This is a genomic window from Klebsiella sp. PK18 (genome assembly GCF_057784655.1).
The window spans coordinates 1,423,138-1,441,471 of sequence record NZ_CM173493.1 but is presented as its reverse complement, the minus strand read 5'-3'; the positions used below and the strand labels follow the sequence as shown (position 1 = coordinate 1,441,471).

General features: G+C 55.9%; 16 protein-coding genes, 1 tRNA gene and 2 pseudogenes. 11 read left to right on the top strand and 8 right to left on the bottom strand.

The window, feature by feature from the left end:
* Positions 1-145: 145 nt before the first annotated feature.
* The 3 genes from fadJ to AC3EMD_RS07095 all read right to left on the bottom strand — a co-directional run bounded on the left by fadJ (position 146) and on the right by AC3EMD_RS07095 (position 4,042).
* The gene (gene fadJ / locus AC3EMD_RS07105; protein WP_255987124.1) at positions 146-2,290 is read right to left on the bottom strand and encodes a fatty acid oxidation complex subunit alpha FadJ; all 2,145 of its coding nucleotides are present in this window, start codon (positions 2,288-2,290) and stop codon (positions 146-148) included.
* A complete protein-coding gene (gene fadI, locus AC3EMD_RS07100; RefSeq protein WP_008803904.1) occupies positions 2,290-3,600 on the bottom strand; it encodes an acetyl-CoA C-acyltransferase FadI in 1,311 nt (436 codons plus the stop codon). Before fadI ends, fadJ begins: the two co-directional genes overlap by 1 nt.
* 157 nt (positions 3,601-3,757) lie before the next feature.
* Positions 3,758-4,042, bottom strand: a complete 285-nt coding sequence (locus AC3EMD_RS07095; protein ID WP_012967491.1) for a YfcZ/YiiS family protein — start codon at positions 4,040-4,042, stop codon at positions 3,758-3,760.
* A gap of 367 nt (positions 4,043-4,409) precedes the next feature.
* Here AC3EMD_RS07095 and fadL point away from each other — a divergent pair, with 367 nt between their 5' ends.
* Entirely contained in the window at positions 4,410-5,738 is a 1,329-nt protein-coding gene (gene fadL, locus AC3EMD_RS07090) for a long-chain fatty acid transporter FadL (protein WP_008803902.1), read from the top strand.
* Positions 5,739-5,799: 61 nt separating this feature from the next.
* On the opposite strand, the gene mlaA is transcribed toward fadL, so the two are convergent.
* Positions 5,800-6,561, bottom strand: coding sequence for a phospholipid-binding lipoprotein MlaA (gene mlaA, locus AC3EMD_RS07085; RefSeq protein ID WP_008803901.1), 762 nt, complete (start codon positions 6,559-6,561; stop codon positions 5,800-5,802).
* 289 nt (positions 6,562-6,850) lie between these two features.
* Here mlaA and AC3EMD_RS07080 point away from each other — a divergent pair, with 289 nt between their 5' ends.
* The 4 genes from AC3EMD_RS07080 to AC3EMD_RS07065 all read left to right on the top strand — a co-directional run bounded on the left by AC3EMD_RS07080 (position 6,851) and on the right by AC3EMD_RS07065 (position 9,914).
* Positions 6,851-7,780: a formate/nitrite transporter family protein gene (locus tag AC3EMD_RS07080; protein WP_008803900.1), complete on the top strand. Its 930-nt coding sequence runs from the start codon at positions 6,851-6,853 to the stop codon at positions 7,778-7,780.
* A gap of 89 nt (positions 7,781-7,869) precedes the next feature.
* Positions 7,870-7,944, top strand: a tRNA-Arg gene (locus AC3EMD_RS07075).
* Between the two features lie 249 nt (positions 7,945-8,193).
* Entirely contained in the window at positions 8,194-8,676 is a 483-nt protein-coding gene (locus AC3EMD_RS07070) for a WbuC family cupin fold metalloprotein (RefSeq protein WP_008803899.1), read from the top strand.
* Between the two features lie 377 nt (positions 8,677-9,053).
* Positions 9,054-9,914 carry a hypothetical protein gene (locus tag AC3EMD_RS07065; RefSeq protein WP_023323072.1) on the top strand — a complete coding sequence of 287 codons (861 nt, stop codon included), beginning with the start codon at positions 9,054-9,056 and terminating at the stop codon, positions 9,912-9,914.
* Here the strand turns inward: AC3EMD_RS07065 and cynR are convergent.
* Entirely contained in the window at positions 9,911-10,852 is a 942-nt protein-coding gene (gene cynR / locus AC3EMD_RS07060; RefSeq protein ID WP_008803897.1) for a transcriptional regulator CynR, read from the bottom strand. The genes AC3EMD_RS07065 and cynR overlap by 4 nt on opposite strands.
* Before the next feature lie 132 nt (positions 10,853-10,984).
* Between cynR and AC3EMD_RS07055 the strand changes: the two genes are divergently transcribed.
* The 3 genes from AC3EMD_RS07055 to ypdK all read left to right on the top strand — a co-directional run bounded on the left by AC3EMD_RS07055 (position 10,985) and on the right by ypdK (position 13,046).
* Positions 10,985-11,443 carry a nucleoside deaminase gene (locus AC3EMD_RS07055; RefSeq protein ID WP_080923828.1) on the top strand — a complete coding sequence of 153 codons (459 nt, stop codon included), beginning with the start codon at positions 10,985-10,987 and terminating at the stop codon, positions 11,441-11,443.
* On the top strand, positions 11,440-12,636 hold the full coding sequence (locus AC3EMD_RS07050; protein WP_302074002.1) for a cyanate transporter: 1,197 nt from the start codon (positions 11,440-11,442) through the stop codon (positions 12,634-12,636). Before AC3EMD_RS07055 ends, AC3EMD_RS07050 begins: the two co-directional genes overlap by 4 nt.
* 338 nt (positions 12,637-12,974) lie before the next feature.
* A complete protein-coding gene (ypdK, locus tag AC3EMD_RS07045) occupies positions 12,975-13,046 on the top strand; it encodes a membrane protein YpdK (protein WP_099119320.1) in 72 nt (23 codons plus the stop codon).
* A 70-nt stretch (positions 13,047-13,116) separates the two neighbouring features.
* On the opposite strand, the gene alaC is transcribed toward ypdK, so the two are convergent.
* Positions 13,117-14,331 (bottom strand): alanine transaminase, encoded by a 1,215-nt coding sequence (alaC, locus tag AC3EMD_RS07040; RefSeq protein ID WP_008803894.1) that lies wholly within the window; start codon positions 14,329-14,331, stop codon positions 13,117-13,119.
* Positions 14,332-14,419: 88 nt separating this feature from the next.
* On the opposite strand from alaC, the pseudogene AC3EMD_RS07035 reads away from it, so the two are divergent.
* Positions 14,420-14,594: pseudogene (locus tag AC3EMD_RS07035) on the top strand (phytanoyl-CoA dioxygenase); the annotation flags it as partial.
* Between the two features lie 11 nt (positions 14,595-14,605).
* Here AC3EMD_RS07035 and AC3EMD_RS07030 read toward each other — a convergent pair.
* Positions 14,606-14,716 (bottom strand): annotated as a pseudogene (locus tag AC3EMD_RS07030) (hypothetical protein); the annotation flags it as partial.
* Between AC3EMD_RS07030 and AC3EMD_RS07025 the strand changes: the two are divergent.
* Together AC3EMD_RS07025 and AC3EMD_RS07020 are read left to right on the top strand one after the other, a co-directional pair.
* Positions 14,715-16,412, top strand: coding sequence for a sensor histidine kinase (locus tag AC3EMD_RS07025; RefSeq protein WP_012540955.1), 1,698 nt, complete (start codon positions 14,715-14,717; stop codon positions 16,410-16,412). The pseudogene AC3EMD_RS07030 and the gene AC3EMD_RS07025 overlap by 2 nt on opposite strands.
* Positions 16,413-16,423: 11 nt before the next feature.
* Positions 16,424-17,161 (top strand): LytR/AlgR family response regulator transcription factor, encoded by a 738-nt coding sequence (locus AC3EMD_RS07020; protein ID WP_012967486.1) that lies wholly within the window; start codon positions 16,424-16,426, stop codon positions 17,159-17,161.
* Positions 17,162-17,213: 52 nt separating this feature from the next.
* Here the strand turns inward: AC3EMD_RS07020 and glk are convergent, their stop codons facing one another.
* On the bottom strand, positions 17,214-18,179 hold the full coding sequence (gene glk, locus AC3EMD_RS07015; protein ID WP_012540954.1) for a glucokinase: 966 nt from the start codon (positions 18,177-18,179) through the stop codon (positions 17,214-17,216).
* Positions 18,180-18,334: the final 155 nt, after the last annotated feature.

The window sequence follows — 18,334 nt, the reverse complement described above, 5'->3', positions numbered from 1 at the left end:
CCGGTGGCCGGGCATTGTGCCTGATCCATTCAACGAATGAAACGCTGTTTTTTACCTCAATGGCGTAAGTATAGTCAATCATTGTTTACAAAACAGCCAATCAACAGCGTCATCCGCAGCCGGATTTATCTTCTTTGACCACAACTTAGGTCAGCCGTTCATCCGCTGGCCAAAAGGTTGTCCCCTGTTCGGCCATGCGTAATAAAGTGTCACAGGGTGTAAAACGTGGGCCGTACTGGGCGGCCAGGCGCTGCAGGATCGCGGCAACTTCACCCGCGCCGATAGTATCCATATACCGGAACGGGCCGCCAAGAAATGGCGGAAACCCTATACCAAAGACGGCGCCGATATCGCCATCGCGCGCGCTACGGATAATCTGCTCATCAAAGCAGCGCGCCGCCTCGTTAAGCATCATCATCACACAGCGTTCCGCCACCTGCTGCGCGGAGAGCCGCGACTGGGGGCGGTCGATGCCGAGCAGCGGATAGACTGCCGGGTCGGGCCGTTTTTTGCTTTTACGCCCTTTTGTCTCATAAAGATAGAAACCACGATTATTTTTTCTACCTTTGCGATCGTCCTTCAAAATCGCGTCAATGATGTTTGCAGGTGAGCTAAAACGTTCTCCAAACGCGCTCTCCAGCACGGGGATAATTTTGGTGCCGGTATCGATGCCAACCTCATCCAGTAGCTGGATTGGCCCTACCGGGAAACCGGATTTAACCAGGGCCTTATCAATCTCTTCAACCGGTTCGCCCTCCACCAGCAGGCGCATCGCTTCATTGATATAGGGCGCGAGGATGCGGTTCACATAGAAGCCCGCTTTATCCGCCACCACAATCGGCGTTTTCCCCTGACGTTTAGCCAGTTGCACCACGGTGGCGATAGCCTGCGGATCGGTTCCCTTATGCGGGATCACTTCAACCAGCGGCATTTTTTCCACTGGACTGAAGAAATGCAGGCCGATCACCCGCCCGGGGCGACGGGCCTGGGCGGCAATATCGCCTATCGGTAACGATGAGGTGTTCGACGCAAAGATGGTCTGCGGCCCGCAATATTGCTCCACTTCGCTGACCATCCGCTGCTTCAGGGCCAGGTCCTCAAATACCGCCTCGATCACCACGTCGCGATGAGCAAAGCCCTGATAGTCGGTGGCGCCGGAGATCATCGCCATCTGGCGATCGCGCTCGCTGGGGCGCAGACGACGCTGGCGGACCTGTTTATTCAGCAGATCCCAGCTGTACTTTAAGGCATGGTTAATCCCACGCGGCTGGATATCTTTAATGCGCACCGGCAGCCCGCCCTTACAGGCGGTCACATAGGCGATCCCCCCGCCCATCAGGCCGCCGCCCAGCACCGCAATGCTCGTCAGCGGTCCGGGCTCTGCTTCGGCGCCACGGTCTTTTTTCAGATCGGTACTGGCAAAGAAGATCGAACGCAGCGCTTGCGACTGCGGGGTCATCGCCAGTTCGCCAAACGCGCGAGCTTCTTCGGCGTAACCGCTGCTGCAACCGTGGGCCAGGCCATTCTCGACAACCTGCAGAATTCGCTTCACCGCCGGATAGTTCCCCTGGGTCTTGCGCTGCGTTTGTTTGCCGACGAAATGGAATAACAGATGGCGGCCCAAAGGCCCCGCCAGCACGCGTTCGCGTACGGGCATATCCCGACTGGCCGGTCGCCCCTTCAGCGCCAGCTCCACCGCCGCCTGCAATAAAATCGCCTGCGGAACCACCTCGTCTACCAGACCGGCCTTCAGCGCCTGGCGCGCACGCAGCTGCCTGCCGGTAAGCATCATATCCAGCGCTGTACTGACGCCAATCAGCCGCGGTAAACGCTGCGTTCCCCCGGAGCCCGGCAGCAGGCCAAGCTGCACTTCCGGCAAACCGAGACGGGTTTTTTCGTCATCGCTACAGATACGGCCATGGCAGGCCAGCGCCAGTTCCAGACCGCCGCCAAGGCAGGCGCCGTGGATGGCGGCAATCACCGGGATCGACAAGCCATGGATCTCAGCCATAATCTGCTGTCCCTGGCGCGCCAGCGCTTCCGCTTCCTGCGCGCTGCGGCAGCGGGCAATCATGTTAATGTCTGCGCCGGCGATAAAGTTATCCGCTTTGGCGGAGATAAACACCACGCCGCGCACCGACTTATCATCACGAACCCGACGTATCAGCCCCCGCACCTGATTGCCGAACTCAGCTTTCAGGGTATTCATTTTCTCACCCGGGGCATCGATGGTGATCACCGCGATCTTGTCCGCACGGACCTCAAGCTTAAAAGCGGAAACAGCATCCATTATTCAGCCTCCACGATCATCGCCGCACCCAGACCACCTGCCGCGCAGGCCGTCACCAGACCGAATCCCCCGCCCCGTCGCCGTAGCTCATGCAGCGTCTGGGTGATCATCCGCGCGCCGGTGGCAGCAAAAGGATGGCCATAAGCAATAGATCCGCCGAGGACGTTAAACTTGCTCTCATCCACCTCACCGGTGGCCTGCGAGCGTCCCAGCACTTCACGGGCAAAGCGCTCGCTTGCCAGACACTGGAGATTGGCCAGCGTCTGCGCAGCAAAAGCTTCGTGCATATCAATAAGCGTCAGATCCGCCAGCGTCAGACCTGCCCGCTCCAGCGCCAGCGGCGTGGACCATGCGGGCCCCAGCAGCATATCCTGCCAGACGTCGATGGCGGTAAAGGCATAGCTGCGCAGATAACCCAGCGGCGTCAGACCCAGCTCTTTGGCCCTGGACTCGGTCATCAGGATCACCGCCGCCGCGCCGTCCGTCAGCGGCGTGCTGTTGGCAGCGGTGACGGTGCCATGCTTGCGGTCAAAGGCAGGGCGTAACTTTTGGTAATCTGCGAGGGTTGAATTTTTACGAATATTGTTGTCCTGCTCCAGCGGCTCGCGGAAAGGGGGCGCGTAGGCCGTCATCACCTCAGCTGACAACTTTCCCTCTTCCCAGGCTTTGGCCGCCAGCTGGTGCGAACGATGCGCCAGCGCATCCTGTTGTTCCCGGGTGATGCCCCAACTTTTCGCCATCTGTTCCGCGGTATCGCCCATCCGCAAACCGGTTGAATATTCCGCCACCGCCGGGGGGACCGGCAGCAGGTCGCGCGGCCGCAGACGGGAAAACAGCTTCAGCTTTTGGCTCAGCGTGCGGGCTTTATTGGCATCCACCAGCGTGCGGGCCAGTGTTTTACTGACCCCAATGGGCAATACAGAAGAGGAGTCGGCGCCGCCGGCAATACCGGCGCGGATGGTGCCGGCCATCAGGCTTTCAGCAACATTCGCCACGGCCTGGAAGCTGGTGGCGCAGGCGCGACTGACGCTATAGGCATCGGTGTGCACGCTCATTCCAGTGCCGAGCACGATTTCCCGGGCGATATTCGGCGCTTCCGGCATCTGCACCACCTGGCCAAAAACCAGTTGCTCAATGACGTCCGCGGGAATGTCACTCCGGGCGAGCATTTCGCCAACCACCATTTTCCCTAAATCAACGGCCGGAACGCCATGAAAAACCGTCGCCTGGCGCGCAAATGGCGTGCGTAAACCCCTGACAATGGCAATGCGATCGCCCTGACGGGTGATAAGCGGTAATGCCTGACTCATAACGCTCCCCTGTTAAGCAAAACAACCAAGTGGTCTGACCTGATAACAGTCTTAACTAATTTTTTACATTAAGCCAATCGGGGAAGCGAAAAATTGCGAGCCAAAACACATTGAACAGAAAGGTAACGCCCCTTCTACGGGGCGTTAAACGGAGGGATTAACGTAATCCTAACTGGAAGATCAGCGATTCGGCTTCGCAGCTAAAAATAAAATCGATATCCAGCTGTACGCCGCCGTCAACATCGGTGAAGGTCGGGTTGATTTTGCACGGTTCAGATTGCACATTACGCGCTTTCTCGCTCAGCGCAGCGAGCGTTTGCTCCGCTTCAGCGCGGTTGGCGAACACGCGGCTGTATGAGGCGGTGCAGTCGGTGTTGTCCACAATGGTGCCAACATCCATACAGCAGCATACCGGGGTTTCATCAGCGCTACATTTACTCATCGTAGATTTCCTCTGTATAGGCACCTTCGGTGCCAGACAAATAATGTGCCTATTTTATGCCCTGCCCCCGGTGAGCCTCCAGCTGAGAATCGCCATCACCGCGTTAAGTGACAGAAATCACACTTAAAAATGATCTAAAACAAAAATCAGCTTTTCTGCCTCTTACTCCCCCCGACAATTTTGCCAGCTGGATCGCGTTTCTGTTATCACAATTGAAAAACTTCATAAACAAACTTGCAACAACTCATCTGGTCAGACCTATACTCAGCGCACTGGTCTGATTTCTCTGTTGTACCACAGACCCTACACTTCCGCGCTTCTGTTACGGCATGTAACATAGTTTAAAAAAAAATAACTCAATGAGGTTATGGGCATGAGCCAGAAAACCCGCTTTACCCAATCTGCCCTTGCAGTGGCTGTAGCACTTGTTTCCACCCAGGCCTGGTCAGCAGGCTTCCAGCTCAACGAATTCTCTTCATCAGGGCTGGGTCGGGCCTATTCCGGTGAAGGGGCTATCGCAGACGATGCAGGCAATGCCAGTCGTAACCCGGCATTAATTATGATGTTTGACCGTCCAACTATGTCGGCGGGCGCCGTTTTTGTTGACCCGGGTGTCAATGTCTCCGGCACCTCTCCCACCGGCAAGAGCCTGAATGCGGACAATATCGCCCCGACGGCGTGGGTTCCCAACTTCCACTTTGTCGCGCCGATTAACGATCAATTCGGTTGGGGGGCATCCATTACCTCTAACTACGGCCTGGCAACGGAATACAACGATGACTATGCGGCTGGCAGCATGGGCGGTAAAACCGACCTGACCACCGCGAACTTCAACCTGAGCGGCGCCTACCGTCTCGACAGCAACTGGAGCTTTGGCTTAGGTTTTGACGCGGTCTACGCCAAGGCGAAGATCGAGCGCTATGCGGGTGACCTGGGTCAGATTGTCGCTGGTTCTGGCGCACTGCCGCCGGCGCTGGCAGGCCAGGTGGCGAAGATCCCTGCCGACACGCAGATCGCCCATCTTAACGGCAACGCCTGGGGCTTTGGCTGGAATGCCGGTATCCTCTATGAGCTGGATAAGAACAACCGCTACGGTTTTACCTACCGTTCCGAGGTGAAGATCGACTTCGACGGTAACTACCGCAGCAGCCTGCCGGCGGCCTATAACCAAATCCTCGGCAACTTCGGTCTGCCAGCGGGCACTAACGGCCAGACCACTGGCGGTTCACTGACCCTTAACCTGCCGGAAATGTGGGAGCTGTCGGGCTATAACCGCGTGGCACCGCAGTGGGCGGTCCACTATAGCCTGACCTACACCAGCTGGAGTCAGTTCCAGGAGCTGAAAGCCACCGGCAGCAACGGCCAGACGCTGTTCTATAAAGAGGAAGGCTTTAAAGACGCTTACCGTCTTGCTCTGGGGACCACGTATTATTACGACGATAACTGGACCTTCCGCACCGGTATCGCTTTCGATGACAGCCCGGTGCCGGCCAACAACCGCTCCATCTCCATTCCTGACCAGGATCGCCTGTGGCTGAGCGCGGGTACCACTTACGCGTTTAACAAGGATGCGTCGGTTGACGTCGGTCTTTCCTATATGCACGGCCAGCACGTAGAAATTAAGGAAGGCCCGTATACCTTCCGTTCCGAAGGGACCGCCTGGCTGTACGGCGCCAACTTCAACTACCGCTTCTGATAAGCCGCGCGCAACAAAAAAGGGTGAACAACATGTTCACCCTTTTTTTATCATTCGCAGATTACTGTGAATCAATATCCTTCAGCTCATCCTGAATAGCCTGGGCATTCGGGTTGTCCGCCGGGGTCAGCTTACCGCCGTTGGCGATAAAGTCATGGCGCTGGAAATAAGCTTCACGCACCAAAATGTAAGGATCGGAAGACTGACGGAGCAGGCCGTCGGAATCCAGTAGCTGGGCACGCGTTTCAATCCCTTCGACAGCCCATTTACCAATCGACATCGGCCAGGTCAACCAGGAGAGTACCGGGTAGAGGCCATCGGCCATATCACCGCCTTCATCGCGCAGCGTAAAGCTACCGTAGAATGGCAGTTGCACATACGGACCATAGCCGACGCCATAATGGCCGAGCGTGCTGCCGAAACGATGCGGTTCAACGCGCTGCAGCTGCGGATTCGCCATGCCCGCGACATCGATCAGACCGCCCATCCCGAGGATGGTGTTCAGGAAGAAACGGGTAAAGTGCACCATACCTTTATAGGGGTCGCCCTGCAGGAAGGAGTTCACCATTACCGCCGGCTCTTCAAGGTTGCTGGTGAAGTTGCTCAAACCATTGCGCGCCGGCTGCGGGACGTAGTCACGCCATGCCACCGCCACCGGGCGAAGCACGTAAGGATCAACCACGTTAAAGTTGAAATTGAACATCGTGCGGTTAAACCCTTCTAACGGGTCTGAACGCCCCTGCGGCTGATCGCCAGAGCTGGAACTGGCACATCCCACCAGCAATGTGGCGCCAAGCGCAAGCGCCGACAGGCGATAATTCATAGGTGTCTCCCTGGTTTTTATGGCTATCGCGAGTTGCCATCCATGACGGAAAGACAACGTTTCCGCCCGTATAGATGTGAGCGATTGTAACAGCACGTTGAACGATGTCTATATCACCCAAGTTGTTGATTTGATCATAGCCTGGGAATAACGAGATCGCGGGACTCCTATTCTACCGGAGCAACAAAAATCTGACGTTACCATTTTTGCGATTTCAGAGTATGCCCAGCCAGACGGCAGGGAAAGCCGCTACGCTATATCTATATAGATTGATAGCGAGGGCCACGAAATGGATGAACTAGACAATAACAAATTAAAACCAGCGGATGACGAGCGAGAAGTCGAAAGTGAAGAAAAACAGCGCGGCGAGGAAATAGAAGTGGATGAAGATCGCCTGCCCTCGCGGGCGATGGCCATCCATGAACATATTCGCCAGGAAGGGGAAAAAGAGATGGAACGCGATGCGCTGGCCCTGTTGTGGTCAGCCATTGCGGCCGGTCTGTCGATGGGCGCCTCCCTGCTGGCAAAAGGGATTTTTCACGTCAAACTGGAGGGGATCCCGGGCGGGTTTTTACTGGAAAATCTCGGCTATACCTTCGGCTTTATTATCGTGATCATGGCCCGCCAGCAGCTGTTCACGGAAAATACGGTTACCGCCGTTCTGCCGGTGATGCACAATCCCACCCCAGGTAACATCGGTTTGCTGATGCGGTTGTGGTCGGTGGTGCTGGCTGGCAACCTCATCGGTACCGCAGTGGCCGCATGGGCCTTCAATTTTATGCCCGTCTTTGATGAACCAACTCGTCAGGCCTTTGTCAGCATCGCCGAAGATGTAATGAAAAACAGCCCGACGGAGATGTTCGCTAATGCGATTATTTCCGGATGGCTGGTCGCCACCATGGTCTGGATGTTTCCTGTCGCCGGTGCGGCCAAGATCGTGGTGATTATTCTCATGACCTGGCTTATCGCCCTGGCGGATACGACTCATATCGTGGTGGGATCGGTCGAGATCCTTTATCTGGTGTTTAACGGAAGCCTGCCCTGGAGCGACTTTATCTGGCCGTTCGCCCTGCCGACGCTGGCGGGAAATATCTGCGGCGGGACCTTCATCTTCGCGCTGCTGAGCCATGCGCAGATCCGTAACGATATGAGCAGCAAGCGAAAAGCGGAAGCCCGCGCCCAGGCCGCGGAGAAAGCCAAAAACGCCGACCGGGCATAAAAAAAGCGCCGTGAGTGGCGAGGGTTTAAGCAGTCAGACGGTATGGCTCTTACTCAGGCGGGCAAAAAACGCTATACTCGCACCGCCTTGTCCCCTTAGTTAAATGGATATAACGAGCCCCTCCTAAGGGCTAGTTGCAGGTTCGATTCCTGCAGGGGACACCATATAAACGTTGACCGCTATTTCCCACCATGACCTAAACGCCAGCCATGGCATATTCTTCTCGCCATCATAATTTGCCGAAATTATCCGCGTGTGGATTAGCCAGGACAGGAAGGGGCGCCCCAGTCAATCGCACAGACAATAAACCGACAAAAACGCGCATTCCGCGTACAATGCCCCTTGGCTTAAACAGTCACAAGCCACTACCCCAGTGCAACCTTCTCTGGACGATACAGGAGCCAGGCGTTGATATGAAACAGATCACCCTCAGCGATATGCAGCAGCAGAGCGAAGCGGCAGCCAGTGCACCGCGCTTGCGTGCCCATCGCAATTTTCATCCCGAACTAAGCGACCCGGTACAGCGCCTCGCCATTGCGATGGAACCCGGCACCTATATCCGTCCGCACCGGCACAGACATACCTTCGAACTTTTGCTGCCCCTGAAAGGCCGCTTTGTGGTACTGAATTTTGATGACAATGGCGTAGTCACCCGCCGGGTGGTGCTGGGTGAAACCTGCACGGCGCTGGAAATGGAAGCCGGTACCTGGCATACGGTGCTCTCGCTCGACCCGGGCGGGATGGTTTTTGAAGTTAAGCAAGGTGCTTATCAGCCGCTTGCCGAAGTTGACACCATGGCCTGGGCGCCTGCCGAAGGCCAACCGGGCACCGCAGAGATGATGGCATGGTATGCCATCGCGCAGCCGGGTGACCGTTTTCTGTCGACGCCACAATAACAACAGCTACACCAAACAGACGCGACTGGCGTCTGTTTGCCCCCCCCTGCCGACCACGAAGGTCGCCAATTGACTGTCCCTTTCTTCGTACTCCGCTCGTGCTCGCCTTCAACATTCCTGCAAAAAGATTCCTGCCAGAAAGAAATGCTTATATTGAGCAAACTATTTTTCTCTACGAATAAGAGATGATAAGATAACGGGATAAAGTAAATACGCGGCAGCAAAACAATAAAAACAGCCAACTTATCGACATATTATTCTCAATGTGAATGGGTTTTGTTAATCAGGTAAAGGAAGTCAGCGGGAAGAATAAATCCTTGTCATCGATGCTTTTTGCTCACCATGGCGATTTATTTTTTCATCGACGTACAATTCTTATGAATATTACAGAACGGAATATCTGGAAGCTAAATAATTTACCGCCAATGGAGTATTGCTCTCTGGCGCGGGCGCAAAAATTATTAAACTGCGAACTTGAAGACATTCTTCATTGGCATGATATTGGTGCGATCAATCTCTGTCTGAAGCTTAATCCGACGCGGGGAACATTAAAAATAGCCGTCCTTTCTCATCAGGAAAAAGACGTGACCACCGCGCTTAATCCGCTTACCTCTGCCGAGGAAGTGGAGACTTTCTGGTCACCCCACTCCCATATCCGCAGCATTCTGCGGCTTGATGACGATATTCCGATGGTGGAAACATTACGCGGAAATACGGTGACGCAGTTTAACGTAAAAGTGTCCGCATCCGGACTCTGGCACCCACACAGTCGGAATTTAATGGCGCTACTGGAGACGCCTGATGATATTCTTTACGAAAACAGACTCAGCATGATGCTGCCCGACAAACCGTTTGTCTATTGTCATTTCATTCCGGATGAAGACGAATACTCTGCTATATCATTGAACCGCATCTATATCACCAGCCAGGCCATTGAGAAAATATACGCTCACAGTATTAGCGCCCGGCCTATGGACGTGACAAAAAATTCGCTGCTGGAACAAACCAGTTACATCCATCAGGAATTAACCGTCCTGCCGCAAAATGAGGTATTGCTGGAATTTATCCATTACCTTATTCAGTCCCATACCGTATTTAATGAGAAATTACAGAATATGGCCGAGCCAGACAAGACTCAACTCTTTCATCACGTACTGGAAAGGCTCAAAGAAGAGGGCATGCTCCGGGAGAATACCCTGCCCGATGAGGCCGATATCCTCAGCGAAGCCGATCGTTAGTCCAGGCTCGTCGGCAAGTGACGCAGGTCCTCATACAGGGCCTGGCCGTTTTCCTGCTCAAGCGTTACCGCGATCTCCCGCGCCAGCGCAATGAATTCGCGCGCCGCAGCGCTCTGCCATGCGCCCTGGCGCTGCAGCAAACAGGCCGTGCGCTGCAGCAGCGCGGGCTTAAGCTCAATGGCCACGAGGTCATCATACTGTCCGGCGATCGCCGCTGGCAGCAGCGTCGCAAGCGGCGTGCCGCGAATAACCGTTAGTACGGCGCCGATGGAGTTGGCCTCCATCCGCACGTCTGGTTCGAGCCGATGGCGGCGACAATAGCGGTTGATTTGTTCCCGGGTGGCAAACTCGCTGCTCAGTAAAATCAGCGGCTGTGCGTCAAGAGCCTGCAGCTGCAGGTGGCTTTCATGAGCCAGCGGATGCGCACGGCTCACCACCAGCGCGAGGGTTTCCGTCAGCAGCGGCTGAACCACAATATCCCGCGAGAGGCTCTCGCCAAAGGCAATTCCCACATCCAGTTCATCCTCCAGGAGCATCGTTTCCATCCGCTCCTGGTTCATCTCCTGGATAAGCAATTTCACTCCGGGGTAGCGTCGATAGTACGCCTCCACCAGCGGCCCCAGCATGTAAGTGGTAAAGGTCGGCGTCATGGCGATGCGGAGTTTACCACGCTGCAGATCTTCTGCGTCGTGCAGGGCGCGCCGCCCCTCCTCAAGATCGCGTAACACGCGGCGGGCATACTCCAGCCAGATCTCTCCGGCATCGGTCAGGCGGGTATAACGACCAGAGCGGTCAAAGAGCTGAACCTCCAGCATCGCTTCCAGCTGGCGGATCTGCTGTGACAGCGCAGGCTGGGAGACATGGAGCGCCGCGGCGGCGCGGGTAAATCCACGATGTTCTGCCACGGCGATAAAGTAGGAAAGATGGCGCAGGAGCATCCGCTTACCTATAAGCAATTCAAATAGGGTTCATCATAAATAAGTCTTTTAACTTATGAAACAAGATACGTACCCTCTGACTATCATCCTCTGCGTTTTTCACCATCAACATCATCTTATGCAGGAGTGACTATGTCCGCTGACGATCGCTATCTCCAGCGCGCATTAGCGCTGGCAAAACAAAATATTGCTGACGGTGGCCGCCCCTTCGGCGCCGTTCTGGTGCGGCATGATGAGATTGTCGCCGAAGCCGTCAATACCTTTCATCTGAACGGTGACCCAACGGCGCATGCCGAACTGAACGCCGTTCGCAATCTTGCCGCCAGACAGGGAAGCGAGGTGCTGCGCGAATGCGTTATCTATGCCAGCGGGCAACCTTGTCCTATGTGCCTGAGCGCACTCTATTTAACCGGCGTGCGGGAAGTATTTTTCGCCAACAGTAATCAGGATGGCGAACCCTTTCAGCTCTCAACCACCGCGATTTATCAGCAGCTGCAGCAGCCGCTGTCCCGGCAGACGCTGCCAATCCACCATTGCCCGCAGCCGGAGGGGCCGGCACTTTATCAGCGCTGGGCGGAACAGCAACCATGACGCCCATGCTGCGACAGAATCTGACGCTGTGTGTCCTGGTACTCATTGGGATAAACATGCGTCCGCTGCTCACCTCGATAGGTCCCTTGCTGCCGGATATCCGCGCCGCCAGCGGGATGAGCTATACCCTGGTCGCGCTCCTCACCGCCCTGCCGGTCATCGCGATGGGCGCGCTGGCGCTGGCCGGCGGCTGGGTCGATCGCACTGTTGGTCAAAACCGCAGCATTGCGCTGAGCCTGCTGATTATCGCGGCGGGTGCCCTGCTGCGGGAAAGCGCCCCACATAGCGGTTTGCTGCTCAGCAGCGCCCTTGCGGGGGGAATTGGCATCGGCATTATCCAGGCCGCCATCCCGGCGGTGATAAAGCGTCTGTTCGCCCGGCGTACGCCGCTGGTGATGGGACTATGGTCGGCGGCGCTGATGGGCGGCGGCGGGTTAGGCGCTGCGTTCACGCCATGGCTGGCGTCACGCAGTACGGTCTGGCACCAGGCGCTGGCCTGGTGGGCGCTCCCTGCCCTGCTGGCCCTGCTCGGCTGGCTGGCGATTTGCCGGCAATTGCCTCGCGCACCGCATCAGACCAGCGCTTCCCCCCGGGTCGCGATTATTGGCCAGCGCCGCGCCTGGACGCTGGGACTCTATTTCGGACTGATCAATGCCGGTTACGCCAGTCTGATCGCCTGGCTGCCGCCCTACTATATCCAGCTTGGCGATAGCGCCCAGTACAGCGGCTCGCTGCTGGCGCTGCTGACCGTTGGGCAAACCGCGGGGGCGCTACTGCTGCCAGCACTGGCTCGTCAGGATGATCGACGCCAGCTTCTGCTGTTCGCTCTGACGCTACAGCTCATTGGCTTCTGCGGCTTCATCTGGCTGCCGCAGCACGTCCCCGCGATGTGGGCCATCGCCTGCGGAGTGGGTCTGGGTGGCGCCTTTCCCCTGTGCCTGGTGCTGGCGCTGGATCACGCGGGACAACCGGCGGTAGCCGGCCGGCTGGTGGCGTTTATGCAGGGTATCGGATTTATCATCGCAGGCCTCTCCCCCTGGCTTTCCGGTCTGTTGCGCAGCCTGAGCGGGAACTACACGCTTGACTGGTCCTGGCATGCGCTCTGCGTCCTGCTACTCATGGCGCTCACACTGCGCTTTATCCCGGCTCACTACCCGGCCGAGTGGCGGCCGCGCGCCTCTGACCAGCATTAAATCGGCGGCGGCGCGTAGCAAAGAAATTGCGCGCGCCCTCGCTGGCCGTCCTCCATTTTGCCCATCGCCAAAATCCGTTTTAACAGCGTCGCTGGCGTGAAATTTATTACCGGGTGAAATTAATGTGTCGCCGAATCACGACACTCCTAAGTAACTAAAAATTAATAAAAAAATGCCCCTTGTTTCCCTCATTTTTTAGGCGTACATTAGCGCCATCTGGAGCACAAAGCGCACAGAATTGCGAGCTGCCGCAACGTGATTTTTCACCTGCGACAGCCCAGGAATAACAGAACAATTAATTCATTTGAACGTCGCACAAGCGCGTGGAGTGATGAATCGTGAAATACTTCTTTATGGGCCTCTCTTTTATGGTCATCGTTTGGGCCGGTACTTTTGCCCTGATGATCTAGACTGCAGCGGTGTCAAAAAAAACGGGAGCCCACTGGCTCCCGTTTTTGTTATGGCGTATTCGCCGAAGCGCTAGCTCGCGGCGGGCAGCAAGCCATCGGCGCGGAACATCGCCTTGATGCCACGGATCGCCTGGCGCGTACGGTCCCGGTTTTCGATCAGCGCGAAGCGGACGTGAGTATCGCCATAGTCGCCAAAGCCTATCCCCGGCGAGACGCAGACCTTCGCTTCATTAAGCAACTTTTTCGCAAACTCCAGCGAGCCCATGGCAGCGTAAGGTTCCGGTATTTTTGCCCAGACGTACATGGACGCTTTCGGACATTCCACCATCCAGCCGGCTTCGTGGAGCCCTTTCACCAGCACATCGCGACGGCGCTTATATTGTTCGGCAATTTCACGCACGCACTGCTGATCGCCCTCAAGGGCAGCGATCGCCGCCACCTGCAGCGGCGTAAACGTGCCATAGTCGTGATAGCTTTTGATGCGAGCGAGGGCATTCACCAGGGTCTTATTGCCGACCATAAAGCCAATGCGCCAGCCGGCCATGTTATAGCTTTTCGACAGGGTAAAGAACTCGACGGCGACATCACGCGCGCCGGGCACCTGCATAATGGAGGGCGCTTTCCAGCCGTCATACACGATATCGGCATAGGCCAGATCGTGGACGACCAGGATGTCATACTGCTTCGCCAGGGCGACGACCTTTTCAAAGAAGTCCAGCTCCACACACTGCGCCGTTGGATTCGAGGGAAAACCAAGGATCATCATCTTCGGCTTCGGGTAACTCTCGCGGATGGCGCGTTCCAGCTCGTTAAAGAAATCCACACCTTCCACCAGCGGCACCGAGCGCACCTGCGCCCCGGCAATCACCGCGCCATAGATATGAATCGGATAGCTGGGGTTTGGTACCAGCACCGTGTCGCCATGATCCAGGGTCGCCAGCATCAGGTGCGCCAGCCCCTCTTTCGAACCAATGGTGACGATCGCTTCCGATTCCGGATCGATGTCAACGTTATAGCGTTCTTCATACCAGCGTGAAATGGCGCGACGCAGGCGCGGGATCCCCCGCGAGGTAGAGTAACCATGGGTGTCAGGCCGTTGGGCAACGGTGCAAAGTTTTTCCACGATATGCGGCGGCGTCGCGCCATCGGGATTGCCCATACTGAAATCAATAATATCCTCGCCGCGCCGGCGCGCAGCCATTTTCAGTTCAGCAGTAATATTAAAAACGTACGGGGGGAGACGATCGATACGCGTAAAACGGCGTTCAGGACTGGATTCAGCCATAGGTTCCTCTGATTAACGTTAGCGCCCGGACCGTCCGAGCGACGCTGCCGCTGTTGCGGCTCGTTTAGAAAATAACCTGAAAAAAAACATGTTGTCGAGAGGGCCGGTAAAAAATATTCCCTGGCATATAAAACGGGTATCGACGGCGCTAAATACGGCAGTTCATCGCCGGAATAGTCCAGAGTTGTATAAAGAGTGGTAACATATTGATATCTTTCTTAACACAGAATTTTATCGTTAAAAGCCAGGGCTGCCGCTCTCGCGGTGGCCTCCCATCAATCCCCTTTAAAAAGTATGCCTTTTCCTCATTATATTTCTGCGGCTGGTCTTCTGCCGTCAGGTTTTTTATCATGTTCTTTTCTGGCCACTGACGCGGCGCACCCATGCACGAAATTTTTACGATGATGCTGGCGGTCTATGATCGTGCGGCCCTGATGCTTATTTGTCTGTTTTTCCTCATTCGCCTGCGCCTGTTCCGCGAACTGTTGCATAAGTCGGCCCATACGCCGAAAGAGCTGCTGGCCGTGACCGCCATTTTCTCGCTGTTCGCCCTGTTCAGCACCTGGTCCGGCGTCCCGGTGGAAGGCTCGCTGGTAAACGTACGCATTATCGCCGTCATGTCCGGCGGGATCCTGTTTGGTCCGTGGGTAGGGGCAATTGTCGGGGTGATTGCCGGCGTACACCGCTACCTGATTGATATCGATGGCGTCACCGCCGTGCCCTGCTTTATCACCAGCATTGTCGCAGGCCTGCTGTCAGGATTGATTAACCGTAAAGTGGCCCGCGATCAACGGTGGAAAATCGGCATTCTGGCCGGCATGGTGTGTGAGACCCTGACCATGATCCTGGTGGTGGTCTGGGCGCCTTCCCTGAGCCTCGGCCTGGATATCGTCTCTAAAATTGGTATCCCGATGATCCTCGGCAGCGTCTGCATCGGTTTTATCGTGCTGCTGGTACAGAGCGTGGAAGGGGAAAAGGAGGCCAGCGCGGCGCGGCAGGCAAAACTGGCGCTCGATATCGCTAACAAAACCCTGCCGCTGTTTCGTCACGTTAACAGCGATTCTCTGCGCCAGGTATGCGAGATTATCCGCCGCGACATTACCGCTGACGCGGTGGCGATCACTAATACCGAACATGTACTGGCCTACGTGGGCGTGGGGGAGGCCAACTATCAACACCACGACGATGTCATCAGCCCTACCACCCGACAAGCGATTCGTTATGGAAAAATCATTATAAAAAACAATGATGAAGCCCACCGCACGCCGGAGATCCACTCCTTGATGGTGATCCCGCTGTGGGAAAAAGGGGTGGTGACCGGCACGCTAAAAATCTATTACTGCCACGCCCATCGCATCACTTCGACGCTGCAGGAGATGGCGATTGGCCTGTCGCAAATAATCTCCACCCAGTTGGAAGTCTCCCGCGCCGAACAGCTGCGCGAGATGGCCAACAAAGCGGAGCTGCGCGCCCTGCAAAGCAAAATTAACCCGCATTTTTTATTCAATGCCCTGAACGCGATCTCCTCCTCGATTCGCCTTAATCCAGACACCGCGCGCCAGCTCATTTTTAATCTGTCACGCTACCTGCGCTATAACATCGAATTAAAAGACGATGAGCAGATTGATATCAAACGAGAGCTGTATCAGATCAAAGATTATATCGCCATTGAACAGGCGCGATTCGGCGACAAGCTGACGGTCATCTATGATATTGACGACGACGTCAGCTGCGTGATCCCGAGCCTGCTTATCCAGCCGCTGGTGGAGAATGCCATCGTTCATGGTATCCAGCCCTGTAAAGGCAAGGGGGTGGTGACGATCGGCATTAACGAGTGCGGCAATCGGGTTCGCATCAGCGTTCGCGACACTGGCAACGGCATCGATCCCGCCGTGGTCGCTCGCGTGGAAGCCGACGAAATGCCGGGAAATAAAATCGGCCTGCTTAACGTTCATCACCGGGTGAAGCTCCTCTACGGCGAGGGGTTGCATATCCGCACCCTGACGCCAGGAACAGAAATCGCCTTTTATGTCCCCAATCAACACACGCCGCAGGCGCTGACGGAGTCTCTGTTGTCATGAGCGGAGAAAAGATGAAAGTTATTATTGTGGAAGATGAGTTTCTGGCTCAGCAGGAGCTCTCCTGGCTTATCAACACCCACAGCCAGATGGAGATCGTCGGCAGCTTTGACGATGGCCTGGACGTACTGAAGTTTCTCCAGCACAACAAGGTCGATGCCATTTTTCTCGATATCAATATTCCGTCGCTGGACGGGGTTTTGCTGGCGCAAAACATCAGCCAGTTTGCCCATAAGCCTTTTATCGTTTTTATCACCGCGTGGAAAGAGCACGCCGTGGAAGCCTTTGAGCTGGAGGCGTTTGACTACATCCTGAAGCCCTACCAGGAGTCACGCATCATCAATATGCTACAAAAGCTAACCGCCGCCTGGCAGCAGCAAAATAACGTCGCTGCGGGAGCGACCAGCGCGGCGCCACGAGAAAACGACACCATCAATCTGATAAAAGATGAACGAATAATCGTCACCAGCATTCATGATATTTATTATGCCGAGGCGCATGAAAAGATGACGTTCGTCTATACCCGCCGGGAGTCATTCGTCATGCCGATGAACATCACCGAATTCTGCAGCAAACTGCCCACCGCACATTTCTTTCGCTGCCACCGCTCGTACTGCGTGAATCTCAGCAAGATCCGCGAAATTGAGCCGTGGTTTAACAATACCTATGTGCTGCGCCTGCGCGACCTTGAATTTCAGGTGCCGGTGAGCCGCAGTAAAGTGAAAGAGTTTCGCCAGCTGATGAATCTGTAGAGGCGGGAAGTCCCGCCATCCGGGCTACGACGGTAGCCCGGGAGGGATGCGCTTATAACACCTGGCCCAGCGTCTGACGCAGATGCGCGCCAGAGCCCAGCAGGCCCGGGTTTTCATGCACGATCAGGTAAACCGGAATATCCTGAACATAAGCTTTGAAACGGCCTTTGTCTTCAAAACCGCCGCGGAAGCCGGAGGCTTTAAAGAACTCCAGGAAGCGCGGCACGATGCCCCCGGCGATATACACGCCGCCAAAGGTCCCGAGAGTCAGCGCCAGGTTTCCGCCGAAGCGGCCCATAATGACGCAGAACAGCGATAGCGCCCGGCGACAGTCGGTACAACTGTCCGCCAGCGCTCGCTCGGTGACCTCGCGTGGCTGCAGGTTTTCCGGCAGGCGGCCATCAGACTTCACAATCGCGCGGTACAAATTGACCAGTCCGGGACCCGAGAGCACGCGTTCTGCGGAAACATGCCCCAGCTCGGCGCGCAGCTCTTCCAGAATAATCCCCTCTTCTTCGCTGTTCGGCGCAAAATCGACATGACCGCCTTCGCCCGGCAGGCTGACCCAGCGCTTGTCAACGTGCACCAGATGCGCCACGCCAAGCCCGGTTCCGGCGCCATAAACGGCGATCGGTTTGCCCGCTACCGGAGCGCTGCCGCCAAACTGAATGAGGTGCTCGGCTTTCAGCATCGGGATGGCCATGGAAACGGCGGTAAAATCGTTAATTATCTCCAGATGGGCAAAGCCAAGGTTGCGCTTCATTTCAGCGATGGAGAAGGCCCAGGTATGGTTGGTCATCGCTACCCAGTCGCCGGTGATCGGGCAGGCAATGGCGATACAGCCTTCGTTGACGGTCACCTGGTGCTCCTCCAGATAGACGCGCACCACCGCCTCCAGACTGGGATAATCGAGCCCGGAATAGGTCTTAGCACGAGAGATCTCTCCGCTCGCCAGATCACATAGCGCCAGGCGGGCGTTGGTCCCCCCGACATCTCCTACTAAAGCAAATTTTGTCATTCCGTTACGGCTCCGCTAAAGTCAAAATAATTCTTTTGGCACACTGTAAATTCATGGCGGCTTAACAACAACGTCCAACGCGCAGACGCCCCTTGTTTAGCGACACAGGTCACATTTAGTTTGTAATCTATGCAAGGTAGTCTGTAAACGACGCC